Origin of the sequence: Sporosarcina sp. P37 (genome assembly GCF_002109365.1) — a bacterium.
Classification (GTDB): Bacteria; Bacillota; Bacilli; order Bacillales_A; family Planococcaceae; genus Sporosarcina.
In genome coordinates this window covers 558215-582783 of sequence record NZ_CP015349.1, presented here as the reverse complement: position 1 = coordinate 582783, position 24569 = coordinate 558215, and the positions used below count along the sequence as shown (strand labels likewise).

23 protein-coding genes are annotated in these 24569 nt (G+C 44.1%); 17 read left to right on the top strand and 6 right to left on the bottom strand.

Annotated features, from left to right (window positions below):
- Positions 1-144: 144 nt before the first annotated feature.
- Together SporoP37_RS03110 and SporoP37_RS03105 are read left to right on the top strand one after the other, a co-directional pair.
- Positions 145-942, top strand: coding sequence for a hypothetical protein (locus SporoP37_RS03110; RefSeq protein ID WP_085430235.1), 798 nt, complete (start codon positions 145-147; stop codon positions 940-942).
- 104 nt (positions 943-1046) lie between these two features.
- Positions 1047-1580, top strand: a complete 534-nt coding sequence (locus tag SporoP37_RS03105) for a hypothetical protein (protein ID WP_085430234.1) — start codon at positions 1047-1049, stop codon at positions 1578-1580.
- Positions 1581-1677: 97 nt separating this feature from the next.
- Here SporoP37_RS03105 and SporoP37_RS03100 read toward each other — a convergent pair whose 3' ends face one another.
- Together SporoP37_RS03100 and rpsD are read right to left on the bottom strand one after the other, a co-directional pair.
- Positions 1678-2892: an ISL3 family transposase gene (locus SporoP37_RS03100; protein WP_369922536.1), complete on the bottom strand. Its 1215-nt coding sequence runs from the start codon at positions 2890-2892 to the stop codon at positions 1678-1680.
- A gap of 168 nt (positions 2893-3060) precedes the next feature.
- Positions 3061-3663 carry a 30S ribosomal protein S4 gene (gene rpsD / locus SporoP37_RS03095; protein WP_081242273.1) on the bottom strand — a complete coding sequence of 201 codons (603 nt, stop codon included), beginning with the start codon at positions 3661-3663 and terminating at the stop codon, positions 3061-3063.
- Between the two features lie 349 nt (positions 3664-4012).
- Between rpsD and megL the strand changes: the two genes are divergently transcribed.
- Both megL and SporoP37_RS03085 read left to right on the top strand, forming a co-directional pair.
- A complete protein-coding gene (gene megL / locus SporoP37_RS03090) occupies positions 4013-5203 on the top strand; it encodes a methionine gamma-lyase (protein WP_081242272.1) in 1191 nt (396 codons plus the stop codon).
- 428 nt (positions 5204-5631) lie between these two features.
- The gene (locus SporoP37_RS03085) at positions 5632-6780 is read left to right on the top strand and encodes a baeRF3 domain-containing protein (RefSeq protein ID WP_081242271.1); all 1149 of its coding nucleotides are present in this window, start codon (positions 5632-5634) and stop codon (positions 6778-6780) included.
- 42 nt (positions 6781-6822) lie between these two features.
- Here the strand turns inward: SporoP37_RS03085 and SporoP37_RS03080 are convergent, their stop codons facing one another.
- Positions 6823-7203: a carboxymuconolactone decarboxylase family protein gene (locus tag SporoP37_RS03080; RefSeq protein WP_081242270.1), complete on the bottom strand. Its 381-nt coding sequence runs from the start codon at positions 7201-7203 to the stop codon at positions 6823-6825.
- A 214-nt stretch (positions 7204-7417) separates the two neighbouring features.
- Here SporoP37_RS03080 and SporoP37_RS03075 point away from each other — a divergent pair, with 214 nt between their 5' ends.
- Positions 7418-7735, top strand: coding sequence for a YflT domain-containing protein (locus SporoP37_RS03075; protein WP_081242269.1), 318 nt, complete (start codon positions 7418-7420; stop codon positions 7733-7735).
- A 43-nt stretch (positions 7736-7778) separates the two neighbouring features.
- Here SporoP37_RS03075 and SporoP37_RS03070 read toward each other — a convergent pair whose 3' ends face one another.
- Positions 7779-8576 carry a S1C family serine protease gene (locus SporoP37_RS03070; protein WP_085430233.1) on the bottom strand — a complete coding sequence of 266 codons (798 nt, stop codon included), beginning with the start codon at positions 8574-8576 and terminating at the stop codon, positions 7779-7781.
- Positions 8577-8742: 166 nt separating this feature from the next.
- Between SporoP37_RS03070 and SporoP37_RS03065 the strand changes: the two genes are divergently transcribed.
- The 6 genes from SporoP37_RS03065 to mbcS all read left to right on the top strand — a co-directional run bounded on the left by SporoP37_RS03065 (position 8743) and on the right by mbcS (position 17117).
- Entirely contained in the window at positions 8743-10698 is a 1956-nt protein-coding gene (locus SporoP37_RS03065; RefSeq protein ID WP_158233602.1) for a flagellar assembly protein A, read from the top strand.
- 199 nt (positions 10699-10897) lie between these two features.
- Positions 10898-12589, top strand: a complete 1692-nt coding sequence (ezrA, locus tag SporoP37_RS03060; RefSeq protein WP_081242266.1) for a septation ring formation regulator EzrA — start codon at positions 10898-10900, stop codon at positions 12587-12589.
- A gap of 75 nt (positions 12590-12664) precedes the next feature.
- Positions 12665-13798: a cysteine desulfurase family protein gene (locus tag SporoP37_RS03055; RefSeq protein ID WP_085430231.1), complete on the top strand. Its 1134-nt coding sequence runs from the start codon at positions 12665-12667 to the stop codon at positions 13796-13798.
- Positions 13795-14997: a tRNA uracil 4-sulfurtransferase ThiI gene (gene thiI / locus SporoP37_RS03050; protein ID WP_085430230.1), complete on the top strand. Its 1203-nt coding sequence runs from the start codon at positions 13795-13797 to the stop codon at positions 14995-14997. Before SporoP37_RS03055 ends, thiI begins: the two co-directional genes overlap by 4 nt.
- Before the next feature lie 76 nt (positions 14998-15073).
- The gene (locus SporoP37_RS03045) at positions 15074-15283 is read left to right on the top strand and encodes an alpha/beta-type small acid-soluble spore protein (protein ID WP_081242263.1); all 210 of its coding nucleotides are present in this window, start codon (positions 15074-15076) and stop codon (positions 15281-15283) included.
- A 259-nt stretch (positions 15284-15542) separates the two neighbouring features.
- A complete protein-coding gene (gene mbcS, locus SporoP37_RS03040) occupies positions 15543-17117 on the top strand; it encodes an acyl-CoA synthetase MbcS (RefSeq protein ID WP_085430229.1) in 1575 nt (524 codons plus the stop codon).
- An 81-nt stretch (positions 17118-17198) separates the two neighbouring features.
- On the opposite strand, the gene SporoP37_RS03035 is transcribed toward mbcS, so the two are convergent.
- Positions 17199-17999, bottom strand: a complete 801-nt coding sequence (locus SporoP37_RS03035) for an NAD kinase (RefSeq protein ID WP_085430228.1) — start codon at positions 17997-17999, stop codon at positions 17199-17201.
- Positions 18000-18103: 104 nt separating this feature from the next.
- On the opposite strand from SporoP37_RS03035, the gene sppA reads away from it, so the two are divergent.
- The 5 genes from sppA (at position 18104) to SporoP37_RS03010 (ending at position 22542) form a co-directional block, all read left to right on the top strand.
- Positions 18104-19108, top strand: coding sequence for a signal peptide peptidase SppA (sppA, locus tag SporoP37_RS03030; protein WP_085430227.1), 1005 nt, complete (start codon positions 18104-18106; stop codon positions 19106-19108).
- A gap of 16 nt (positions 19109-19124) precedes the next feature.
- Positions 19125-19670: an RDD family protein gene (locus SporoP37_RS03025; protein WP_231293283.1), complete on the top strand. Its 546-nt coding sequence runs from the start codon at positions 19125-19127 to the stop codon at positions 19668-19670.
- A 28-nt stretch (positions 19671-19698) separates the two neighbouring features.
- Entirely contained in the window at positions 19699-20202 is a 504-nt protein-coding gene (tpx, locus tag SporoP37_RS03020; protein ID WP_081242258.1) for a thiol peroxidase, read from the top strand.
- 51 nt (positions 20203-20253) lie between these two features.
- Positions 20254-21168 (top strand): class I SAM-dependent methyltransferase, encoded by a 915-nt coding sequence (locus SporoP37_RS03015; RefSeq protein ID WP_081242257.1) that lies wholly within the window; start codon positions 20254-20256, stop codon positions 21166-21168.
- A gap of 153 nt (positions 21169-21321) precedes the next feature.
- On the top strand, positions 21322-22542 hold the full coding sequence (locus SporoP37_RS03010) for an acetate kinase (RefSeq protein WP_081242256.1): 1221 nt from the start codon (positions 21322-21324) through the stop codon (positions 22540-22542).
- A gap of 182 nt (positions 22543-22724) precedes the next feature.
- Here SporoP37_RS03010 and SporoP37_RS03005 read toward each other — a convergent pair whose 3' ends face one another.
- Positions 22725-23180 carry a universal stress protein gene (locus SporoP37_RS03005; RefSeq protein WP_081242255.1) on the bottom strand — a complete coding sequence of 152 codons (456 nt, stop codon included), beginning with the start codon at positions 23178-23180 and terminating at the stop codon, positions 22725-22727.
- A gap of 234 nt (positions 23181-23414) precedes the next feature.
- On the opposite strand from SporoP37_RS03005, the gene ald reads away from it, so the two are divergent.
- A complete protein-coding gene (ald, locus tag SporoP37_RS03000; protein WP_081242254.1) occupies positions 23415-24536 on the top strand; it encodes an alanine dehydrogenase in 1122 nt (373 codons plus the stop codon).
- The last annotated feature ends 33 nt before the right edge of the window (positions 24537-24569 follow it).

Genomic DNA, 24569 nt, shown 5'->3' with positions numbered 1-24569 from the left:
GGAAAGTATTATTTCTTTTGGTTTATCTAATTATAACAGCTTTAAAATATTTTGTACAGAACGTACTTTCTCGTTTTTAATTATTCGTCCGCCTGTCTACCTTTCCCCCTTTCCTTCTATATAGAGGAAAAAGGGGTTTTTCCTATGACTTATTATCTATCCAAATACGCAAAATGCAGAACGAAAGAAGAACTGGACGCTGCGGCGCGCCGTCACGGGGACATTCATTTTAAAGCGATGAATAAAACAGATCGCGCGGTGCTCGACATGATCCGCTGTTACTCAGTAAAGTATTTGGCGGCCCACTTAAAGCATGAAACGATAGAAAAGAAAGTAGGTGTGTCGAATTCCACGGTGAGACGTTCGCTGCGAAAGCTGGAGAAGCTGCAGATAATAGAGCGAATTGCATTTATTCGTCCGGTGATGAATGGACTGGGGGCAAATATTTATAGTATTTTGCCTGTCGCTGACCAGTCGGAAATGAACAGTCCGGAGAAGTCGGATGCACGCTGTAATAAAGGGGTTTATGACGAGTTTGCCGCTGGCGAATCTTCTTTCTTAAAAACTAAAAAAACTGCCAAAAAAATAAAGACGTCTCATCTTGCAGATGAAAAGTTGTCTTCCTCATTGTTCAGCCGTATGAAGAATTTGCTTGCGTTAACAGGGGATACATCTAAAGCGAGGGAGCTGTTTATCATTCATCGTTCACTGTCGGGCCGGATGCTGCGTTTTGACATTCATCGGGGGAAGAAACTGCTGTTTGAAGAACTGGCGTATCGTGCGGCGAAGATCAGTGTGATGGCAACGAAGACGAAGAACATTCGTAATGTGGCGGGCTATTATAGCGGCGTGCTGCGTCAATTACTATCCGATGCGTTATTCAAGGAGATTCATGAGGAATACTCGGTGCCGGTGGAGGAGTTGTACCGTCTGACGCATTGAAGTATATGCAGAAGGCTTTTATTCAATCAAAGGCTGACAGTTGAATGCACTTTTTCGCTGTGCAATGATTACTGTTGACGTAACTAAAATGTCAGGGGGCTGCTATGTTTAGTAAACACAAACTGCTGAGAGCTGATTACGAAAAACTGCAGACAATGTATGCGGAAGCCGAATGTGAACTGCTGCGCTTGCGTGAAATGGAAAAAGAACACCAATTTATTGACCGGATTTTAACGAAAGATCAAATTACAGGAGTTGTTTTTAACCGTAAAGGCATCAAACAATATATCTGCCTGAGAACGTATGATGCTTCCATAGACATCATGTTGAGAAGTATTCATTCCAGACCCCCGCATCCGAGACTGTATGCAAAGATTCAGGAAGACTACAGTACTGGACGGCAGTATGGTGAACTGATTGATATTTTTGCCGAAGGGGAGAACGCAGGCAACGGCACGGTGTTATTGCAGTCGCTGTTCAGCTATTTAAATCAGCTGGGTATTTCTGAGGTGAGGGGAATGCTGTCAAGTGCAGACAAAGACAGTTTCGATAAACTGGAATATTTTTATAAGAAAAATGGGTTTGATGTTATGTTTAATGAACATCGGACAAGCGGCAGAATCCTATTAAATTTATGATAGTGTTTCGTCCGATTGTTTGTATGAAGAGTTTGACCGGCAATAGGGAGGGAAAATAAGGTTCAACGTCAAATGTTGGGGTGATGTATAATTCACGTCACCCTAAATGAACCCCGATTTCTCGATACTTAATGTTTAATAAAATCTTTGCCTTAAAGTGATCGAAACGCCGAAAGCCATACGCGTTGCGTTTCATCACTTTTGTTTTATTATTAATCCCCTCTAAAAAGCCATTTGAATACGGAAAAATAAAACTGTTCAAAACCTCTGGCTGCCAGTTCTTGAATGTCTTGATTGCCTTTAGAAATGCTGGAATACCTGCTGCCTCTATGTTCCGATAGAACTCTTCTAACCGCTCTTTTACTTCTTTTATGTCTTCTGATGTCTTGGCCCAGTCAAACCATTCACAGTATGCCTCTTTCAATTCATATGCCCGGCGAAGTTCTTCTGACATTCCTAAATAACGTTCTAGATACCAACGTTCCCAATCGTGTAATTTGTTTTTTCTCTTATACAATATATGTCTCATACGTTTGCACTTTTTTCGGTCGTAGGCATGCCATTCCTTCTGCACTCTCCGACGCACTTCATCTAGCGCCCAGTAGATGTACCGACAATAATGAAAACGGTCCGCGACGATCACGGGACGACCCAATACTTTTCTGACAGCGGCTTTAAAACTATGATTCATGTCCATTACGACCAATTCCACATCCTGTCCATATTGACGTAGATAGTCCTGTATTGTCTCTTTCCGGCGGTTCGGCAAGATATCGAGCGGCTCACGCGTTTTGGCATCCGCTATGATCAGCTGAAACTTTCCGGCGTCTGTATCGCCTTTATATTCATCTATCGCAATGGCTTTCGGAAGTCGCACCCCTTCTACCATCTGCGCCTCCGCTACGGACTGAAAACGGCGGATGATCGTAGAACTTGAAGAGCCCAACACTTCAGCTGCCTCTTTAAACGTCTTTGCTTTGACGGAGCGCACTTGAGCTACCTGATTCCATTCCTTGGTGTAGCGCTGATACTTGTCGACAAATGGAGCATGTTCTGAAAATCTTTTTCCACACGCACACACATATCGGCGTCGCTTGTAAAACAGGCAAGTTAGCCGTTCAAACCACTTTAAGTGTTTAATCTTCTGCATGCGGTAATCATGGACTTTCTTCGTAAATTCACCGCATTTTGGGCAACGATGGGGCTTTTTCGGAAGTGAAACATAGAGCACTGTCCGATCGCCATGCTCCTCCACCTTTTCAACGATCACATCTTTTAATCCTGGAATATTCATGGTAAAATTCATATGCACGTGTATCACCTTTCTCTTACTTGTTTCTCGTCAATTCAAGTATAAAAGAAATCGGTGATCACGTGTCTTTTTTTATCCAAATTGTGCGGAAACCCCAATAAATATTATAGAACCGAAAATAAAAAACCGGCCGAGATAAATATCTCAGCCGGCATGGTTGCCTTGTTATTAACGAGAGTAGAATTCAACGATAAGTGCTTCGTTGATTTCAGCAGCTAATTCGCCGCGCTCAGGAAGGCGTACGAATGTGCCTTTTTTCGTTTCTTTATCGAAAGTAACGAAATCTGGAACAAAGTTGTTTACTTCAAGTGCTTCTTCAACAGCAGATAGGTTTTGGGATTTCTCACGAAGAGAGATTTCAGAACCAGGCTTTACTGCGAATGAAGGGATGTCTACGCGCTTGCCGTCAACTAGGATGTGACCGTGGTTGACTAACTGACGAGCTGCACGGCGAGTGCGTGCAAGACCCATGCGGTATACAACGTTATCCAAGCGAGCTTCAAGAAGGATCATGAAGTTTTCACCGTGAATACCTTGCATTTTACCAGCTTTGTTGAAAAGAGTGCGGAATTGACGTTCGTTCACTCCGTACATAAAGCGAAGTTTTTGTTTTTCCTGTAATTGCATTCCGTATTCGGAAAGTTTTTTACGTTGGTTTGGACCGTGCTGGCCAGGTGCGTAAGGACGCTTTTCAATTTCTTTACCTGTACCTGTTAATGAAATGCCTAAACGGCGTGACAGTTTCCATGATGGACCTGTATATCGAGCCATGAGAGACTCCTCCTCTGTTGGTTTTATTTTGTTGTAAAATAAGACCAGATATGTTCAATCCATCTGCCATTCTATAATCTTGCAACTTCGCCCCTGCAGCCTCGAGGTTACGTGTTGCACCTTTGATCAAAGGAATAGACTGGACAAAATAGAACACATAACTGCTGCAACTATTTTACACAAAGCCTAGCATACCAATTTATCGCTTGCGGGTCAAGCGTTTCATATAAATGTAAGAGGGAATATATTGTACTTTCGTTTTTTTCATAATCGATGTACACTGAAATTGAGAAGGTTAAAGCGCTTTCATCCAATTTCGAATAAAGTAGAAGAAGAGGGAGGAATCAATATGCAGAAGAATAACAACTGGCATAAAGAGACGGCAGTGATTCACGAAGGATATAACAGTAAAGAACATCAGGGAAGTCTGGCTGTGCCGCTGTATCAAACGTCAACGTATGTATTTGATTCGGCTGAGCAGGGAGAACGGCGTTTTGCGGGAGAAGAGACAGGTAATATTTATTCGCGTTTAGGGAATCCGACGGTTGCTGTGCTTGAAGAGCGCATTGCCGCAATGGAAGAAGGTGCTGCAGGTCTTGCTTTTGCATCCGGCATGGCAGCTGTCAGTGCGGTGCTTGTTCATCTGACGAAAGCGAATGATCATATCATTTGCTCCCGCGGCATCTACGGCTGCACGTTCGGCCTGCTGAAAATTTTGGAAGAGAAATATCAGATCACGCATGATTTGATTCCCATGAAAACAGAAGAGGAAATCGAAAAAGCCGTGAAGCCGGAAACGACATGTATATATATAGAAACTCCAATCAATCCGACGATGGAGCTTGTTGATCTGGAGGCTGTAGTGAATGTGGCGAAGCGGCATAATCTGAAGGTGGTGGTGGACAATACATTCTGTTCACCGTATATTCAAACTCCGTTGACATTTGGCGTGGATTACGTGCTTCACAGTGCGACGAAATATATTAATGGCCACGGAGATGTTATTGCCGGACTGCTGGTCGGCCGGGATGCGGAAGAGATGGCGAAACTTCGCGGTACGGTGCAAAAAGACTTTGGCGGTGTAATTTCACCATTTGACGCGTGGCTGCTATTGCGCGGAATGAAGACATTGCCGGTTCGAATGGATCGACATTCTGCCAATGCCAAAATTCTTTTTGATTATTTGCAGAAGCATCCGAAAGTGGATGAAGTATTTTATCCGTTTGATGAACAGCACCCGCAGTATGAAATTGCGAAAAAGCAAATGACAACAGGCGGCGGATTAATTTCCTTTACGATTAAAGGAGGAAAAGAAGATGCGCAGAACTTACTGAATCATTTATCGCTGATTAAGCTGGCGGTCAGTCTCGGAGATGCGGAAACGCTGATGCAGCATCCAGCGACTATGACACATTCTGCCGTGCCGAAAGAGGATCGGGAAAAGATGGGCGTGTCAGACACGTTACTGCGTTTGTCGGTCGGACTGGAACATATGGATGATATAATGGCGGATTTGGATCAGGCATTTCAAGCTGTATGAATTGAAAAAAGCGGGCGTCCCGGATTTCGGGAGCCCGCTTTTTATATAGGATAATAAATGTTACGTTTGACAACAATTATATGTGCTGATTTATATAGCATGTAGATTCTGATTGGACCTAATTTGCCGCGGTCATTGTTCTACTGGTTGTTTCCCTTAAGCAACGCAAACCCTGCCTACTTTTGCGTCCTTGCGACCCTGTAGTCGCGCCAGTGATGAATAAGTGTTCCGAATAAACATCTGCAGAACGCCATTGTTAATTTCAGATCTGTTATCAATCCCAATCAATAACTATACTAGTTTTTTTAAGAAAAGTCAAGTGCTTTTTCCATCACTGAAAAACGGTTGGTTTATAAGCAACCGGACAGGGAACAGGTAAAATATGGCCTGCCTAACACGCAGGGAAAATATTTATTGGAGGGATTAGGATGAATGTAGAGATTGTAAACGAATTTCCTCATGACTTTCTGATGGAGCAGGCAGAGATATGTATCTCCATCTATCAGCCGACCCACCGTTACCGACCTGAAAATCAGCAAGATCCGATACGATTTAAAAATTTATTACAAAAAGCGCAAGAAAAATTATCTGAGAAACTGTCAGCAGCAGAAATGAAAAATCTGCTGACTCCGCTTGAGAAACTGCAAAGTGAACGTCCTTTCTGGGCGCACGCAGGAGACGGGCTCGCATTATTCGCTACAAAAGACCGCATCATCGTGTACCGGCTGCAGCGTTCGGTGCCTGAGCTGGTAATAGTATCAGACAGTTTTCATATAAAACCGCTTATTCGTGTATTTCAATCTGCAGACCGCTATCATTTACTCGGTGTGAATCGGCAGAAGTTCAAACTGTTTGAAGGAAACCGCTATGGGGTGGAAGAAGTGGAGATTCCCGAAGAATTAGCGAAAACAAAAGCAGAGGCTATTGGCGACCAAGTAACCGAGTCTTATTTGGGGACAGGCAACTCAGGCGGTGCTGCCGGAACAGCCATGATGCATGGCCACGGCGCAAAGAAAGATGAAATTGATATCGACATCGAGCGGTATTTCAGATATGTGGACCGGACGATAGCGGAAAATTACTCTAAGCCGACAGGACTCCCGTTATATTTAGTTACACTTGCTGAATACCAGACACAGTTTAAAGAGTTGAGTCATAATCCGCATCTGCAGGATAAAGGGATTACATCTGATTTTGAAGCGCTCACTCTGGAGCAGCTGCGGGAAATGGCGTGGCAATGCATAGAGCCTGTGTACTTGCAGAAAACAAAAGATCTGGTGGAGAACTTTGAAAATGCCAAGGCGAGTGATCAAGGTTCTGAAAAGATAGAAGAAATTGTACAGGCTGCGAGCGAAGACCGTATTAAACGGCTCGTATTGGAAGACGGTTATTTGTATCCGGGTACAATTAATTTAGATACAGGAGCGATACAAGCAGAAAACCTGGAAGATGCCGCAGTAGATGACGTGCTGGATGATTTAGCGGAAGCCGTCTTTAAAACAGGCGGAGAAGTAGTCGTACTTCCAAAAGAACGTATGCCTGTTGAAACAGGTGCAGCAGCAATTTTCAGGTGGTAAAAGAAACCGGTCAAGTTTCCGCTTGGCCGGTTTTTTCTTTGATTAATTTTCTTCTGATAATAATTCTTTCACGACTGTCAGTGCGTTTTGTACACGGGGAAAACCGGCATATGGAATGAGCTGCATCATGCTCTCGATGATCTCCGTTTTCGTCAAGCCCACAGTCAATGCGCGGGAGACGTGCGTGCGGATCTGTGCAGTCGCACCTTGTGTGACAAGTGAAGAGAGTGTTACCAATTGACGTTGTTTGCTGTCGAGTCCCGGTCTGGAATAAATCTCACCGTACGCAAATTCAACGATATACTTCCTCAGGTCAGGCGCCAGTTCTTTTAAAGCATCTGCCGTCATCATTCGTTCTGCCTCTTCTTCGCTGACGTATTCTCTAATCTTCTTCAAACCGGCTTCCAATCGTTCTGCTGACATAAAAACCCCTCCAAATACTCTGTTGCTGCACTATGAAAAGTATAGCATATTTTGAATATTATGCATATTTTCACCCGGTAAATCAGATACTTTCTACCAGTTTAAAAAGATGCAATGATTCAAAAGGTGTAAAAGTCCTGTGAAACGTTTAGAGAACGTAAAGAGTAGGTATAGTTGAGTAGAACGAAAAACAAATAGTTGGAGGTTATGACAAATGGAAAAGTTTTTCTTAGAGAATGCGGTGCAAGCGAAAAAGAAAGTAGAGGAATTAGTAACGCAAGGATACACGCATGATGACATTTATATCTTTGCTCACAGTGAAGATCGAGAAGATAAAATTGCGGATGCTCTTGATTCCGAACAAGTCGGCATGAGCGAGCAAGGCTTCCTCAACGCGATGAAGAACATGTTCACATCCCGCGGAGATAAACTGCGCTCGCAAATGCAGGCAGTGGGTATGACAGAAGCGGAAGCTGAAGAAGGCGAAAGTGAATTGGATAAAGGCAGACTCTTACTCGTTGCCAAACGATAAGATATGCAAGAAAGCCGGTGAAGGAATCCTTCACCGGCTTTTTCTATTCGTTTGCCGCCGCGTCATAATATGCGTCCACCGGTATGAACAGGCCGACTTTGCCATGTGTTTCTTCATCCAATGTGGCGAATACGATGCCAATGACTTTCCCGCGTTCATTAATCACAGGACTGCCGCTGTTTCCTCTGTACACAGGCGCTTTAATCATCACGACAGGGCGATCCCAATCGGATAACTGTATGTAGTCAATTATATTCCCTTTATTGGCGATTCCCGAAAAACTGAGGGGGTTTCCAATGAATGTAATAGGTTCGCGGTCATAGAATGTCGTCTCTTCTGCTAAAGATAAGAACGGGAGGCCGGTTCCATCGACTTTGAGCACCGCAAGATCAATTTCCGGGAACACTTCCGTGACATCAGCAGTAAACCGATCTCCTTCGGGGAAAGAGACGATCATCGTGTCATGACCTTCCACGACATGATAGTTAGTCAGAATCGTTCCTTCTGCATCAATTGAAAAACCGGTGCCTTTACTGTTTTCTGTTGCGACGACTACAACTGCTTCTTTGTATGTTGCAATGGCTGGATTCTGCGACAGTTCTGAAGACGCTTTTAAAAATTCCAGCGCAGGAATCGAATAAATTTGAAAGACGATAGCAAACGTACTGACCATTAATGTAGTTGCCATTGTCCAGAATACCCACTTAGGAAAAGGGCGATACGTGCGGCGGACGTTTTTTTCGGCAGCCGCTTTGTCTAACGCTTCACGCTGCGCTTCCAAGACAAGGTCCTGTAACTCGTCGTCATCCAAGTCTTCCTGAAACGGATCTTTTCTATCCACTGTACCCACCTCTTTCTCGTACATAGTTTACCAGATAATCCATGCAAATGATCTCCGTGAAAAACATGCGCAGTTATCAGAAAATATAGACTCTTCCAGTAAAGAAACAATTTAATGTGGTATAATAGTAATGAAGATAAAGAACTATTCGGATGGAGGTGGAACTATGACCCGATCTATTACAATCCAGGCAGAAACTGTTGAGAAGGCGATAGAGGAGGCGCTTGTTATCCTTCAATTGACGCTGGATGAAGTTCATGTGCATGTAAAACGCCCCGCCCGTACATCCATTTTTGGTTTGCGGAAAGTATTAGCTGAAGTAACGGTAAGCCGTCTGGAACAAACGAAAGAAACTATAGAAAAACAGGTGCAAGAAACCCCGGCCGGTGTCAGAATTCATAATGGGCAGCTGGAAGCCCGTTTTGGGACACAGTCATATCCCATCATCGTTCCGTCAGCGGGAGTGGAATTGCGGGTTAACAGTGAAGAGAGCAGACAGCGCACCATTATTCTGCCTTCAGATATAATCGAATGTACAGCGATTCATGAAGATATCGCTGCACAGTATCTAGTGAATCTGAGCAAAGATCTGATGACAGCCGCCGCTAAAGTGACGCCCGGAAAACGAATAACCCGCAGGCTTTTGGATTCCTCCTGGAAACGGGTGCTGGATATACAGGCAACAGAAGATATTGAAGTTTATAATCAGCTGACAACAGAGGATATCTTAGAAGAACTGGACGGTTTGGGTATCGTTGCCGGCATCAAAATGAGCGGCATTATTCAGGCGGTGAATACGCTGGAAATGGCGGAGATCGTCATTGCAGAAGGTATGGCTCCTATTGCAAGTCAGGATGCCCGCTTAGACATTCATTTGAAAAGTAAAAAAGAACATGCGGAAGACCATGAGCGCGTGGACTTCCGGGAACACAATTTCATCCCTACAGTAAAAGCGGGCCAATTAATCGCCACTTATATTCCCGCGGTTCAGGGGAAGAACGGGTTGAATTTGCTGGGAAAAGAATATAAAGTAAAACCGCCCAAAGAAGTGATTGTTCGGCCTGGCCCAAGTGTCGACAGTGTTCTGCATAAGCTGTATGCTAAAATTGACGGCAGGCCTGTAATCGAATGGCGCGGGAAAGTAGTGAAAGTCAGCGTCAACCGTGAATACCGTCATGCGGCAGACGTAAATCTGGAAAGCGGAAACATTCATTTTGAAGGAGACGTATGGATTGGAGGCAGTGTTCATCCATCCATGTTCATTGCTGCTTCCGGTGAAATTACAGTGATGAAAAATTGTACGAAAGCTTCCATTCGAGGGACGAAATCTGTATATATTAAAGGGAGTATTTTCTCTTCGACAGTTACAGTAGGTATTCAAGAGAAAATTATTACAATGATGGTGAATGATTTAGAAGAAATTCTGAAGTACTTGCGTAATATCGAATTGGCACTCAGACAAATTTTCGCCTTACGCGGTGAAGTTCCTGAAGAGGTCCCGCCGTTTACTTTGAAACAGGCCATTCAATTATTGCTGGAACAAAAATATAGTGAATTCACTGAGAAAAATAAGCATTTTATCCAATTGGTGAAAAACCATACGAGACGACTGGACAAAGAATGGCTGGCACTCGCTGATTGGCTGTATCAGTTATTTATTGATCCGCAGAGAGAAGAGCAGACAACGATTCTTTCCTTGCGTACGCTGATTCAGGAGGCGGATGAGCTGCTGCAATTGTACAGCGAAGAAATCAGTCCGGAGTCCGTGCTGCAGGCGGCATTTGCGCTGAACAGTATTCTGTACAGTAACGGCAATATCCAAATCCGCTCAAAAGGTGTCTACAATTGTTCCATTACAGCGCTTCATGATATTACAATAAAAGGCGTGTGCCGGGGCGGGGAAGTCATTGCCGGAAGATATATTGAGCTGGACGAAACCGGGTCAGCTGCCGGAGTAAAAACGCATATCCAGACAAGTGAAAAAGGAGTCATCCGAATTGCCAGAGCGCATCCCGGAACGGTACTTCAGATTGGTTCACACTCTCATGAATTCTTCCAAACCCGGCAGCAAGTTACAGCCAGGCTGAATGAACATGGCGCACTGGAGATTACACAGCTGTGATTTTCGCAGAAAATGTTGAATGAACAATGAATTTCATAAAATTATTTCATAGAATATAGCAGAATATGATAAAAAGTTCGTTGTTTTTTAAAAAAGATGTGAATACAAGACGAAAATGCTTTAAACATGTTACGATATACTATAATATCTAAAGTAGTCACTTTATGCGCGAAGTGTGGGATAGGGGGATCATAGTGAGATGATATACGTCATCATTCCATTAATTATCGTCATTATTTTGACGGTAGTGGCATTTCTGGCTAGGCGAAAGCATATAACGGAAATCAGTGAAATGGAACAAGAAAAATTACAAATTCAAAACCAGCCAATATTTGAAGAAATGACGAAAGTTAAGCAGCTCAATATGACCGGTGAGACAGAAGAGATGTTCGAGAGATGGCGCAACGCTTGGACTGAAGTAGTGGATGACCGGCTTCATACTGTAGATTTGCTTTTACTGGATGCTGAAGGACAAGTCGATCGTTTCCGTTTTAAGAAAGCTGCCGGAACTGAAAGACAAATCCGCGAAATATTGATGGAATGTGAAAAAGAGATGCAAACGATCTTGAAGGAACTGAACGAATTGATTGGCAGTGAAGAACGAAATCGGTTCGAGATAGAAACGGTGAAAGAACACCACCGTGCCGCGCGCAAAAAGATCTTAGCTCATCAATATGCATTCGGACCTGCTGTAGAACCATTGGAAAAAGAGTGGGAATCGTTCATTCCAAGATTTGAGGAATACGATGCACTGATTGAAAATGGGAATTACTTGCAAGCACGTGAAATCGTCATTGTCTTAGGGGCAAAAGAAGAACGCTTTTCATTCCTGCTGGACGAGATTCCTGCATTGCTGACAGAACTGCAGACGAAAATTCCTGCAGCACTGCGTGAATTGCGCAAAGGAATTATCGAAATGGAAGGTCAGGAGTATTATTTAGGACACCTGAAAATGCCTTCGAGATTCGATAAGATTGAGCAGCGGGTAGCAGACCTTCGCCAGCTGCTGGCACGTCTGGACGTAGAAGAAGTGGCAGCGGAAGTGAACGAAATTCATGATGAAATCGAATCATTCTACGATGTGCTGGAAGAAGAAGTAAGTTCCCGCCATTATGTGGATGAGCATCTGGATCAAATGCTGGATCTGTTTGAAGAACTTCAATATTCGATTCCGGATACGATTGAAGAAGTGAAATTCGTGCAGCAGAGCTACCGCCTGGACGACAACGAAGTGATTATTCCGCAAATGGCATTGCAGAAACTTAACGCACTGGCAAAGCGAATTGAAATATTCATTGAGCGCCAAGATGCGAAAAACCTTGCATATTCCGCTCAGCAGATCGAACTGCAGGAACTTGTGGAAGAGTTGGATGCAATTGCTGAAGCGCATAATAAATTCAGCAATCGCATCAAGAATCTTCGCATCGATGAAAATCTTGTGCGTTCCCGCATTGTGACGCTTGCACAGCAGCTTCAAATTGCGGACCGTAATCTGCACCGCGCCAATATTCCCGGAATACCGGACGATATGGAAGTGCAGCTTGAAGAAGCAGACGAGCAAATTTTCATCGTCAAGCAAAGTTTGGAAGAAGTGCCGCTTAATATGGCATTGGTTGAATCATATGTTCAAAAAGCAGATGTGGTTGTCAATGATGTATGTGCGAAAGCAGAAGACATGATTGAAAATGCTTTGCTTGTCGAACGGATCATCCAATACGGCAACCGGTATCGCGCGTCTCATCCGCATGTACATGAAAAATTATTGCAGGCGGAAGAATCTTTCATGCAGTTCCGCTATTTACGTGCATTAGAAGAAGCAGGTACTGCAGTAGAAGAAGTAGAACCGGGTGCCATGAAAAAAATTCAAGGAATGCTTCATCAGAAAGCATAACTATATTCCGACAAAGCCACCGGTTTTCCGGTGGCTTTGTTTCTTTCATTCTCATGGAAAAGAGAGGATTCACATATGTATTTTGATCACAGCGCCACAACAAAGCCAGACGAACGGGTTCTTCAGACCTTTATGGACGCTTCCGTTTCTTATTTCGCGAACCCGGCTTCATTACATATGGAAGGAAAACGTACGGAAAAATTATTGGAACGTGCACGCGCTCAAATTCTTGCGGCAATTGGACTGGATTTGACGGAAGGGATATTCACGTCTGGAGGAACGGAAGCGAATAATCTTGCGATACTGGGCTTTGTATACGCCAATCAGCATAAAGGACGCCATCTGATCACGAGCAGTATCGAACATCCATCAGTGCTGCGCGTATTTCAGCAGCTGGAACAGCAGCATTTCACAGTTGACTACTTGCCTGCAGACGAAGAAGGAAAGGTGTCGCCAGCTGATGTAAAGGCTGCATTAAGACGTGACACGATACTTGTCAGCATTATGCATGTCAATAATGAAATCGGAACGGTTCAGCCGATCGAACAGTTCGCACAAATCATTCATTCATCCTCACGGGCAATGTTTCATTCGGACTGTGTGCAGAGTTTTGGTAAGCTGCTGCCCGGTAATTTTTCGGACGGGCCTGATCTTGTCACGTTATCAGCCCATAAAATTTATGGCATAAAGAACAGCGGCTTTTTAGCTTATCGGCAAAATATCCGGCTGCAGCCGATAGTGTTTGGCGGCGGGCAGGAACAGGAACTGCGCAGCGGCACGGTATCCGTACCTCATGCGGCATCGCTTGCAAAAGCTGCACGTCTGATCGCGGAAGAAGCGGATATGCAGCAGTTCAGCCAATGGCGAACGGATCTGATTCAATTCTTTTCGACTTTCGAGGAATGTAAAGTATTGGCTCCGCAGGCAGGTGCACCCTACATCCTGTCGGTTGCATTTGCGCACATTACCGGAGAAGTCGCGATCAATTTCCTGCAGGAACGCGGTATTATTGTGTCGACATCCAGCGCTTGTTCTTCAAAAAATTCGAGTGTCAGTCATGTGATTGAAGCCATACAGGTTCCGGCCGATTATGCAAAAGGTGTAATCCGGATCAGTTTCGGCAAAGATCAGACAACAGAAGAAATTGAACAATTGAAAGAAGCGGTTCGTCAATTAATCGGACTGCTGAGAAAAGGAGTGGGAAAATGAACTGGAATACTATTTTGATCCGATATGGTGAAATGTCGTTAAAAGGAAAAAATAAAAGTAAATTTGTCCGCAAACTGAAAGAGAATATAAAAGCTGCATTGTCTGAACTGACTACATTGACGATGCGTGCAGAACGGGACCGAATGTTTATTTATACAGAAAAACCGGAGGAGCTGGAACGGGCAATTGAGATCCTGCCGAACGTTTTCGGCATTCAGTCGTTCAGCCCGATAGCGATTTGCGAGCCGACACTTGAAGCGATTAAAGAAACATCGCTAAAGGTGATGGGCAAGACGGAAACAGCCGGTAAAACATTTAAAGTGGATGTCAAGCGTACGGATAAACGTTTTCCGCTCAACACAGGTGAAATACAGCAGGAGCTCGGCGGACATGTCCTGCGCTCATTCCCTGAGTTAATTGTACAAATGAAAAAACCTGAGATTTTACTGTATATTGAAATTCAGCAAACAGCAGCCTATATTTCATCACATGTCTATAAAGGAGCCGGCGGGATGCCTGTCGGTTCTAACGGCCATTCACTGCTGCTGCTGTCGGGAGGAATCGACAGTCCGGTGGCAGGTTATCTGATGATGAAACGCGGTGTGTCATTTGATGCCATTCACTTCGCGAGCCCGCCGTTCACAAGCGATTTAGCAAAGCAAAAAGTAGAAGACATCATAAGACAGCTGAATACATTCGGCGCGGATATCCGTTTGCATGTCATTCCGTTTACCGATTTGCAGCAGACAATTGTTAAGCAAGTGCCCAGCAATTTGTCGATGACTACGACCAGACGAATGATGATGAAAGTGGCGGATCAGGTGCGTAAAGACACCCATTCACTCGGTTTGATTACTGGGGAGAGTCTGGGTCAGGTAGCAAGCCAGACGTTGGAAAGCTTGACTGCGATCAATGAAGTCACTGCTACACCAATTCTGCGTCCGCTCATCGCGATGGACAAACTGGATATCATCCGGATTGCTGAAAAAATCGGAACGTATGACATATCCATTCGGCCGTACGACGATTGCTGCACGGTATTTACACCTCCAAGCAATAAAACAAAACCGCAAATCGATAAAGTCGTCTATTACGAAAGTTTCCAGGAGTTCGATGATATGGTGGCACAAGCCGCAAATCAGCGCGTCACCACCATTCCAAGCAGACAGACGGAAGAAGATTTCGACGGCCTGCTGTAAGAAGAAATTTCCTGTCACCTTCCTTGCATGATATTTTGAGAAGTGGCCATTCTAATGTCACAAGGAGGTGAACGACATGCCAAACAACAACAGCGGCAACTCAAACCAATTGTTAGTTCCAGGAGTACAGCAGGCGCTAAACCAAATGAAAGAAGAAATTGCTTCTGAATTTGGTGTACAACTTGGACCAGACTCCACATCGCGTGCCAACGGATCCGTCGGCGGAGAAATCACAAAGCGATTAGTGCGTCAGGCTCAATCTCAAATGAATGGTTACACAAAGTAAGTAAAATGTAAGACATGGGATGCCTTCAGAAGCTGAAAAACTTCTGAAAGCATCCTTTTTGATTTGAAAAAGCTGCAAAATGCATACAGATTCTTGTCTCTATCCGCTTTTTTAATGCGCGAGACAGTTCGGTGTAGTCTGTGAAAAGCACGTTATCGTATACGTTTTTAAACAGTATATTGGAAAAAAGTATATAAAGTTTTGAATTATTGTCTTTCTATTTGTATACTTATACTATTACGAAAAAGGGGGAATGAATATGAACCGTGAAGACCTGCTTGCGCCGGCTCGCTATAATATTGTTTCGGAGTTCGAAAAATATGCTACGGGTGATGGCAGACAAGCAATAATTTATGTAAATGAGCAAAATCAAAAACAAGAGGTAACATACGATGAACTCATCCGGGCGGCGAACCGAACAGCCAACGTGCTGACAGAGAACGGCCTGAAACAAGGTGATGTAGTATTAGTGATGGTACCGCGCATGATTGAAGCATATGTTACATATATCGGCGCGCTAAAAGCAGGACTTGTTGTAATCCCTAGTTCAGAAATGCTGCGTTCCTCCGATATTGAATACCGAATCGAGCATAGTAATGCAAAAGCAATTATTGCATACGATGCATTCACCGATCAGCTGGAACACGTAGACAATATAGATAAAGTGAATATCTATATTATCGGTGAGGCAAAAGAAGGCGAAATTTCTTTGACAGAACAAGAAAAAAACGCGTCTTCTGAATTTGCGGCCAGTGATACTGCCAGTGACGATACTGCGTTTTTATCGTATACGTCGGGTACAACAGGCAAACCAAAAGGTGTTGTGCATACACATGGATGGGGATACGCACACTTACGTACCGCTGCGCCGAACTGGCTGGGCATTGCGGAACGTGACATTGTCTGGGCTACAGCAGCTCCCGGCTGGCAAAAATGGATTTGGTCACCGTTTTTATCCGTACTCGGAAGCGGCGCGACAGGATTTGTCTACAGCGGCAAGTTTGATGTAGATAAATACTTACACTTCTTGGATGAATATCAAATCAACGTTCTATGCTGTACCCCGACTGAATATCGTTTTATGGCCAAAGCGGAAAACTTGAATAACTTCTCACTGGCTTCTGTTAAAAGTGCAGTATCTGCCGGCGAACCGTTAAACCGGGAAGTCATTGATATTTTCGAAAAACAGTTTTCACTCACTGTGCGCGACGGCTACGGACAGACAGAAAATACCCTGCTGGTCGGCACGATGATTGGAATGACACCGCGTCCAGGCTCTATGGGGAAGCCGACGCCCGGCAATATTGTGGAAGTGATTACCGATGAAGGAACTGTAGCGGGGGTTGATGAAGTAGGCGATATTGCAGTCCACAAATCAACACCGGCACTTTTTAAAGAGTACTTAAATGACTCTGAACGGACGAAGATGCAATTTAGAGGCGATTATTATATTACAGGCGACCGTGCGAAAAAAGATGCGGAAGGCTATTTTTGGTTTGAAGGACGAGGCGATGATATCATCATCAGCTCGGGTTACACAATTGGGCCTTTCGAAGTGGAAGATGCGCTGATCAAACATCCGGCAGTCCGTGAATGTGCGGTTGTGGCGAGTCCTGATCCAGAACGCGGAAATGTTGTGAAAGCGTTTGTTGTATTGCGTGACGAGGCGGCAGACTCTACTGAAAAAATGGTGAAAGACTTGCAGGATCACGTCAAACAATTGACGGCACCTTATAAATATCCGCGGAAGATTGAGTTTTTACAAGAGTTGCCGAAGACTTCTTCCGGAAAGATTATGCGTGTTGAATTGCGTAAAAAAGAACAAAATCAGTAAATTGATAGATTGGCTGCAATGAAAAAAGGACTGCCAAAAGTCGTTTTTATCCGACGATTGGATAGTCCTTTTAGCTTTTAATCAAAAAAACGTGCGCTGAACTTTTTCGAAGAATGAGTTGTCTGAAAGCTTGGCTGTACGGATGACTTTCTTGCTGAGCATCGCTTCCACCTTTTCGACTTGTTTAATGCCAAGCGCTTCGTTGTCGGCAGCGATCGAAGGGAATTCATTGCCTTCCTGCTGAATATTGAGAGTCAATTGACGCTGATTGCTTAAAATAAAGGAAGCGCCAAGTGTGCGGTAACGGTTATTGTTTACAGATGCGAGCTCAGTCACCTGGAAACTTTGAAGCAGCGGGTCAATCACCGCGCCTTTTACGGACTTATTATATGCCGTGCTGCCTGTAGGCGTCGAAATGATCATGCCGTCACCTAAAAAGGTTTCGAATAGCAAATCGTCGATGTAAATATCCATGACGAATGTGCGGATGATCGTGGAGCGGATACTGAATTCATTCAGACAATAAAAAGGTTTATGCCCGTTAATTTTCACTTCCAGTAAAGGGTAATGACGTTCTTTAATAGTTGATTGCCGTAATGTTTGGATCAGCGGACGAATATCATCATATTGGAAATCGCAATATACGCCGTGCGGACCTTTTATAGAAAGTCCCAGGTAAATGCAGTCCTGACGGAAATCAGTCTTGCGCACTGCCTGAAGGAAAGTTCCGTCACTGCCGATACTGATAACAACATTTGCTTCTGTATGATTGTCTGTCAGTACAAAACCTTCCTTTTGCAGCTGTTTTCCAACAAAACTTTTTTTATGGACGGTATCTTCGTCCAGCCGGCTAAACAGAAATATCACGTATTCCGAAGTCATTTGAATCGTCTCCTTTTTCAGTTAATAGACCAAGTGTAGCATGAATGAAACATTAGGACGATGAGGAACGTACAGTAATATGTGGACAAAGGAGGAAATTATTTATGAATGCAAAAAGATGGATTGCCGTTGCTGTTGCGGCGACATTGATTATTGTGTCCGTTGGGATCAATATGATGTCATGGGTCTTTACGAGAGACTGGAACAGTTTCGTCAATGAAATCAATGTAATGGAAAAGCAAGTGCAGGAAACGATCGTGGAGGAAGGAAGTACCAGTGAACGCATCGCGGTATTAACGGTGGATGGCGTTATTCAGGACACAGGTGAAGCGTCTATATTCAGCGGAGCGGAGTACAATCACCGCCAATTTATGACGCAATTGAATGAATTGGCAAATGACGACACCGTGAAAGGGATTGTGCTTTCAGTGAATTCCCCAGGCGGCGGTGTGCTGGAATCCTCCGATATCTATGATGCGCTGACAGAAATTCAGTCAGCGAAAAAAATTCCGGTGTATGCGGCGATGGGCGGCATGGCGGCTTCAGGAGGCTATTATATTTCCGCTCCGGCAGACAAGATATATGTTCATCCTGAAACATTAACCGGTTCAATTGGAGTCATCATGCAGTCTGTCAATTATGGAAAACTGGCGGAAAAATACGGAGTCGATTTCCCGACGATTAAATCAGGTCCATATAAAGATATGATGAGTCCTACACGGGAAATGAAATCTGAAGAACGTGCCATGCTGCAAGAAATGATTGATGACTCGTATCAGCGTTTCGTCGACATTATTGTAGAAGGGCGCGGCATGAAAGAAGCAGCGGTGCGCAAAGTAGCTGATGGGCGCGTCATGAATGGCCGTCAAGCAATTGAAGCAGGGCTTGCTGATGATTATGGAAAGCTGCCCCTTGTCATTTCTCAAATGAAAGAAGACTATCATTTGGAGAAAGCGGAAGTGTTTGAGTATGGAACACCTACAAATTTAACCGCATTGCTTTCCATGAAAGCCCATGATGTATTCAGTGGAGATGCAGAGTCACAAATCATGAAAAAGCTGCTGACTGATAATCACGCGCCGCGCATGATGTATTTATATGGTGAGTAAGGAGGAGGACATGATCATGATGAACGAACTGCCGGATACAGATCAAACAGTGCAGATGGAACAGAGACTCATACCTAAATACGCTGGATTCTGGATCAGACTATGGGCATTTTTACTTGATATGCTAGTTATTTCGGCGATAAGCGGCATCTTTGTCAAGCCGGTGTTTCGCGTGCTCGATATAGCCATTACCAAGCCATCCGCCTTTTTATTCAGCCCGTATAAAGTGACGGCACTTGTTTTACTGCTGCTGTATTTTATGTTGATGACGAAGTTTGCGGGGCAGACGATAGGAAAGATGGTCATGGGAATCCGTGTCATGACAGCGGACGGACGCAAGCCAGGCTGGAGCGCTATTCTGTTCAGAGAAGGCTTCGGACGTTTTATTTCACAAATGTTATGGATTCCTTATTTGCTCGTTTTGTTCCTGCCGAAAAAGATGGCGCTTCATGACTTGTTTGCGGATACAGTCGTTGTTCATGAACGCACATTTGAAAGAGTGGAAGTTCAGAAGATGATACATCCTGAACAACATCAGTTGCAAGAAGACCCTACCGTTTAGTACACTATCGTAAAAGGAGTGGTTAGTTATGGTACAAGTCACATTCAAAAATAATCCGATTCATCTTCTAGGCTCAGAAGTAAAAGTAGGTGATCAGGCACCGGATTTTACAGTGCTTGCGAATGATTTGAATCCTGTCACATTAGATGATTCAAAAGGTAAAGTACGCTTGATCAGTGTAGTGCCTTCTGTCGACACGGGTGTATGCTCTATTCAAACGAAGCGCTTTAACGATGAAGCAAATTCCCTTGGCAATGATGTGGAAGTCATGACGGTTTCATGCGACCTTCCTTTTGCTCAAGCACGCTGGAAGGAAGAAGAAAAGGTAGAAAATGTACACCTTTATTCTGATCACCGCGACCTGTCATTCGGAAAAGCATTCGGTACGGCAATTGAAGAATTGCGTTTATTGACTCGTTCAATCTTTGTAGTTGACCGCGATGATAACGTAACGTATGTAGAGTATGTCAGTGAAGCAACTGATCATCCGGATTACGATGCAGCCATCAAAGCAGTTAAAGAATTGATGTAAACAACGAACCCACCTGGACGATAGGTGGGTTTCTTATTGGGGGAATAACGAATGAACAATACAGAAAAAATATTTGCGTATTATGACCAGCATGCTGAATCAACGGATGGTCTGTATTTGGATGCCGTATTGGAAGCAAGTGAAAAATGGCTTGATCATCCGTCCGCGGTTGAATTGCAGAATCCCGAAAAAGAAGAAATCCGAAAAGGTATTCAGCTGGCTCTGCTTAAAGGAATGAAACAATCAGCCCAGGCCCATCATCAGATGACTCCAGACACGATTGGTTTTCTGATCGGCTATGTAATTAATAAATTACTCGATGGCAAACAGCCGGTTACGTTTTTGGATCCTGCCGCCGGAACAGGAAATCTCTTATTTACAGTTCTTAATCAATACAAAGGAGCCGCATCTGCAAGTGCGGTGGAAATCGATGATGTATTAATTCAAATTGCAGCAGCGACTGCCAATTTGCTGGAGCTTCCGGTGTCTTTCTATTTGCAGGATGCACTCCGCCCGCTGCCGATTGATTTGGTCGATGCGGTAGTCAGTGATATTCCGGTCGGGTATTATCCTGACGATGAAGTTGCTATGGAGTATGAGCTCATGCCGGCGGAAGGCCATGCGTTTTCCCATTACTTGTATATCGAGCAGTCCATGCGCTATGTGAAGCCGGGCGGTTACGGATTATTTATCGTCCCGTCAAGGCTGCTGAGCGCGGAAGGTGCAGAACCAATTCTGAACTTTGTTAAAGACCATAAACTGTTAAGAGGTTTGCTGGAATTGCCTGAATCCCTGTTTTCTGATCAGCGTTTCGCAAAAAGTATTTTACTGCTACAGCAGCCGCCGCATGAACAATTTATTATGCCGGATGTACTGCTTGCTAAAATTCCGGAACTCGGAAACGCCGCGGCAATGCAGAGGTTCTTCAGTAAATTGAATGACTGGATGGAAGCGGAAGGGGAGTGACTGAGTCGTCGCTCTTCCTTCTTTTTTTTCTTGTCAAAAATTAATCACAGATCAGCGGCATGATTTTCATGAATTCAATTGCTTTTAAAATTGTTAGATACTATAATAACTTCAAACGTTATACGACGTAATCATAGTAAGGGGTGGGTATTTTTGCCGAAAATTTTGTCGATAAATGCCGGAAGTTCTTCTTTGAAGTTCCAATTGATCGAAATGACGACAGAAAAAGAGATTACCAAGGGGTTATTTGAGAGAATCGGTCTAGAGAATTCCGTTTTCTCCATGGCAACAGATGAAAAGAAAATCGAAAAAGTTTTGGATATTGCGAATCACTCTGCAGCCGTCACTATGCTGCTGGAGCAATTGCTCAGTGAAGGGGTTGTTTCATCCTATGATGAGATTGACGGGCTTGGTCACCGCGTAGTTCATGGGGGAGAACTATATAGTGACTCCGTTTTGATCACGGATGAAGTAATTGGAAAATTGGAAGAGATTTCAAGATTCGCACCGCTGCATAATCCGGCAAATATTGTCGGAATCAAAGCATTTAAGAAAGCATTGCCAAATACACCGGCAGTTGCAATTTTCGATACAGCGTTCCATCAGACTATGCCTGAAAAATCGTTTTTGTATGCACTGCCATACGAATATTACGAAAATTATGGCATCCGTAAATACGGTTTCCATGGCACAAGCCATAAATACGTAACAGAGCGTGCTGCCAAAATTTTGAACAGACCGCTTGAAGATACACGGCTAATTTCTTGCCACCTCGGCAACGGCGCAAGTATTGCAGCTGTTAAAGGCGGCAAGTCAGTAGACACGTCAATGGGCTTCACACCGTTGGCGGGCGTCATTATGGGTACTCGATCAGGGAATATCGACCCGGCGCTAATTCCGTACATAATGGAATGTACAGAACAGTCAGCTGAAGAAGTAGTCAATGTATTGAATAAAAAATCAGGGCTGCTCGGCCTTTGCGGATTCTCCAGTGATTTGCGTGATATCACGGAAGCTGCAGAGCAAGGAAACGAACGCGCACAATTAGCGCTTGATGTCTTCACTGACCGTATTCACCAGCATATCGGACAATATGCTGCAGGAATGGGCGGTGTCGACGCGATTATCTTTACAGCTGGAATCGGTGAGAATAGCGCAATTGTGCGGGAGAAGGTTATGAACGGCCTGGAATTTATGGGTGTTTACTTCGATCCAAGCCTTAACAATATCCGCGGAGAAGAAGCGTATATCAGCTTCCCGCATTCACCGGTAAAAGTACTAATTATCCCGACAAACGAAGAAATCATGTTAGCACGCGATACCGTTCGAATTGCAGGTATACCTGTAGAATCACTGGAAGTCGCAGCAGAATAACCGTATGTCCCGCTTGTCAGAACTTCTGACGGGCGGGACATATTTAATGAATGCGTAAATTGTATTGATACGGCACGTGCGGCTTCATAACGGATCGGCAGACTGCGGCTGCATGAGTGCACACGAAAAAACTGTCGCAGAAAATCGTTAGCCACGATTTTCTGGACAGTCTTTGAAAACTATCAGTCCTGAAGGTGTTCAGGTGTGCGTACGACGAGTACATCGCATTTCGCGGAGCGAACGATATTCTCGGAAACACTTCCAATCAAGAAGCGTTCTACACGGTTCAGACCTGTAGCACCACAGATAATTAAATCTGCTTTGAGCTTTTTCGCAATATCCCGCGGGATCAATGTTTTAGGGGAACCATATTCCACATGGACCTGAACATTTGTAATGCCTGCCTGTGCAGCTTCTGAGCTGTAGTCCTGCAGCAGTTCTTCAGCATATTTTTGCGCACGCTCTGCAATGGAACGGTCGTAAGCTTCCACCGCTGCGTAAGAACGCGTATCAATAATATTGATCAAGTGAAGAGTTGCGTCGTTACGATCTGCAATTGCAATCGCTTTTTTGAAAGCCCATTTTGCCTCATCTGAACCATCCACAGCTACGATGATATTTTTGTACGTAAGTGCCATAGTACCACTCCATCCTTAAAGTTAAATTGATTCTACACTGTACATATTCTTCATAGTTGAAGAGAATCCTTCTTTTTTGTCGAAATTATTTTATAAAATTGTATAAACAAAAAACATTTATGAAACATAGAAAAAAAGAGGTAAAATCTTTTATATTCTGATAAGATTAAATTGTCATTAATCGACAAAAAGAAGATCGACGTGAAACGAACTTTCATTTTAGGAGGATTTTGCATGCGTATAGGTGTTCCAAAAGAAATTAAAAACAATGAAAACCGAGTGGCAATAGCCCCTGCAAGTGTATTGACATTAAAAAATGCCGGACATGAAGTATTAATTGAAACAGGTGCGGGTATAGGGTCAAGTTTCAAGGACGAGGAGTATGCGGAAGCAGGTGCGACGATTGTCAATACTGCCGCTGAAGCATGGGGAGCAGAGATGGTTCTGAAAGTAAAAGAGCCGGACGCTTCAGAATATCAGTATTTCCGTGAAGGGCTCATCTTATTTGCGTATTTACATTTAGCGCCGGAACTGAAACTGACACAAGCGCTGCTTGAAAATAAAGTGACTGCAATCGCTTATGAAACCGTTCAACTGCCAAGCGGCGGATTGCCTTTATTGGCGCCGATGAGCGAAGTTGCAGGCCGTATGGCAACACAGATCGGTGCACAGTACTTGGAAAAGACAAGAGGCGGAAAAGGCATTTTGCTTGCCGGAGTACCTGGCGTATCCCGCGGAAAAATCACAATTATCGGCGGCGGCCAGGCAGGCACGAACGCAGCGCGCGTTGCCATCGGAATCGGCGCACATGTAACTATTTTGGATTTGTCAGTAGAACGTGTGCGTCAGCTTGATGAGATTTTCGGGGAACACATTCAAACACTGGTATCGAACCCGTATAATATTGCACACGCAGTAAAAGATGCAGACCTGGTCATCGGCTGTGTGCTGATTCCAGGTGCAAAAGCGCCGACACTTGTAACGGAAGAAATGGTTAAATCGATGAGCCCGGGCTCTGTACTGATCGACATCGCAATTGACCAGGGCGGAATTTTCGAAACATCCGACCGCGTCACAACGCATGATGACCCGACCTATACAAAACATGGCATCATCCATTACGCAGTCGCCAATATGCCGGGGGCAGTTCCACAGACATCCACTATGGCACTGACCAACGTAACTATTCCTTACGCACTTCAAATTGCCAATAAAGGCGTCAAAAAAGCATGTATGGACAATGAAGCACTGCGAAAAGGAATAAACACACTGGCCGGACACATCACCTATCAGGCAGTGGCAGAAGCGCAGGAATTAGAACATGTTCAAGTAGAAAAAGCATTGGAAACGATCTGATTTGCCATAAGAAAAGACCGCTGCACTCAGCAG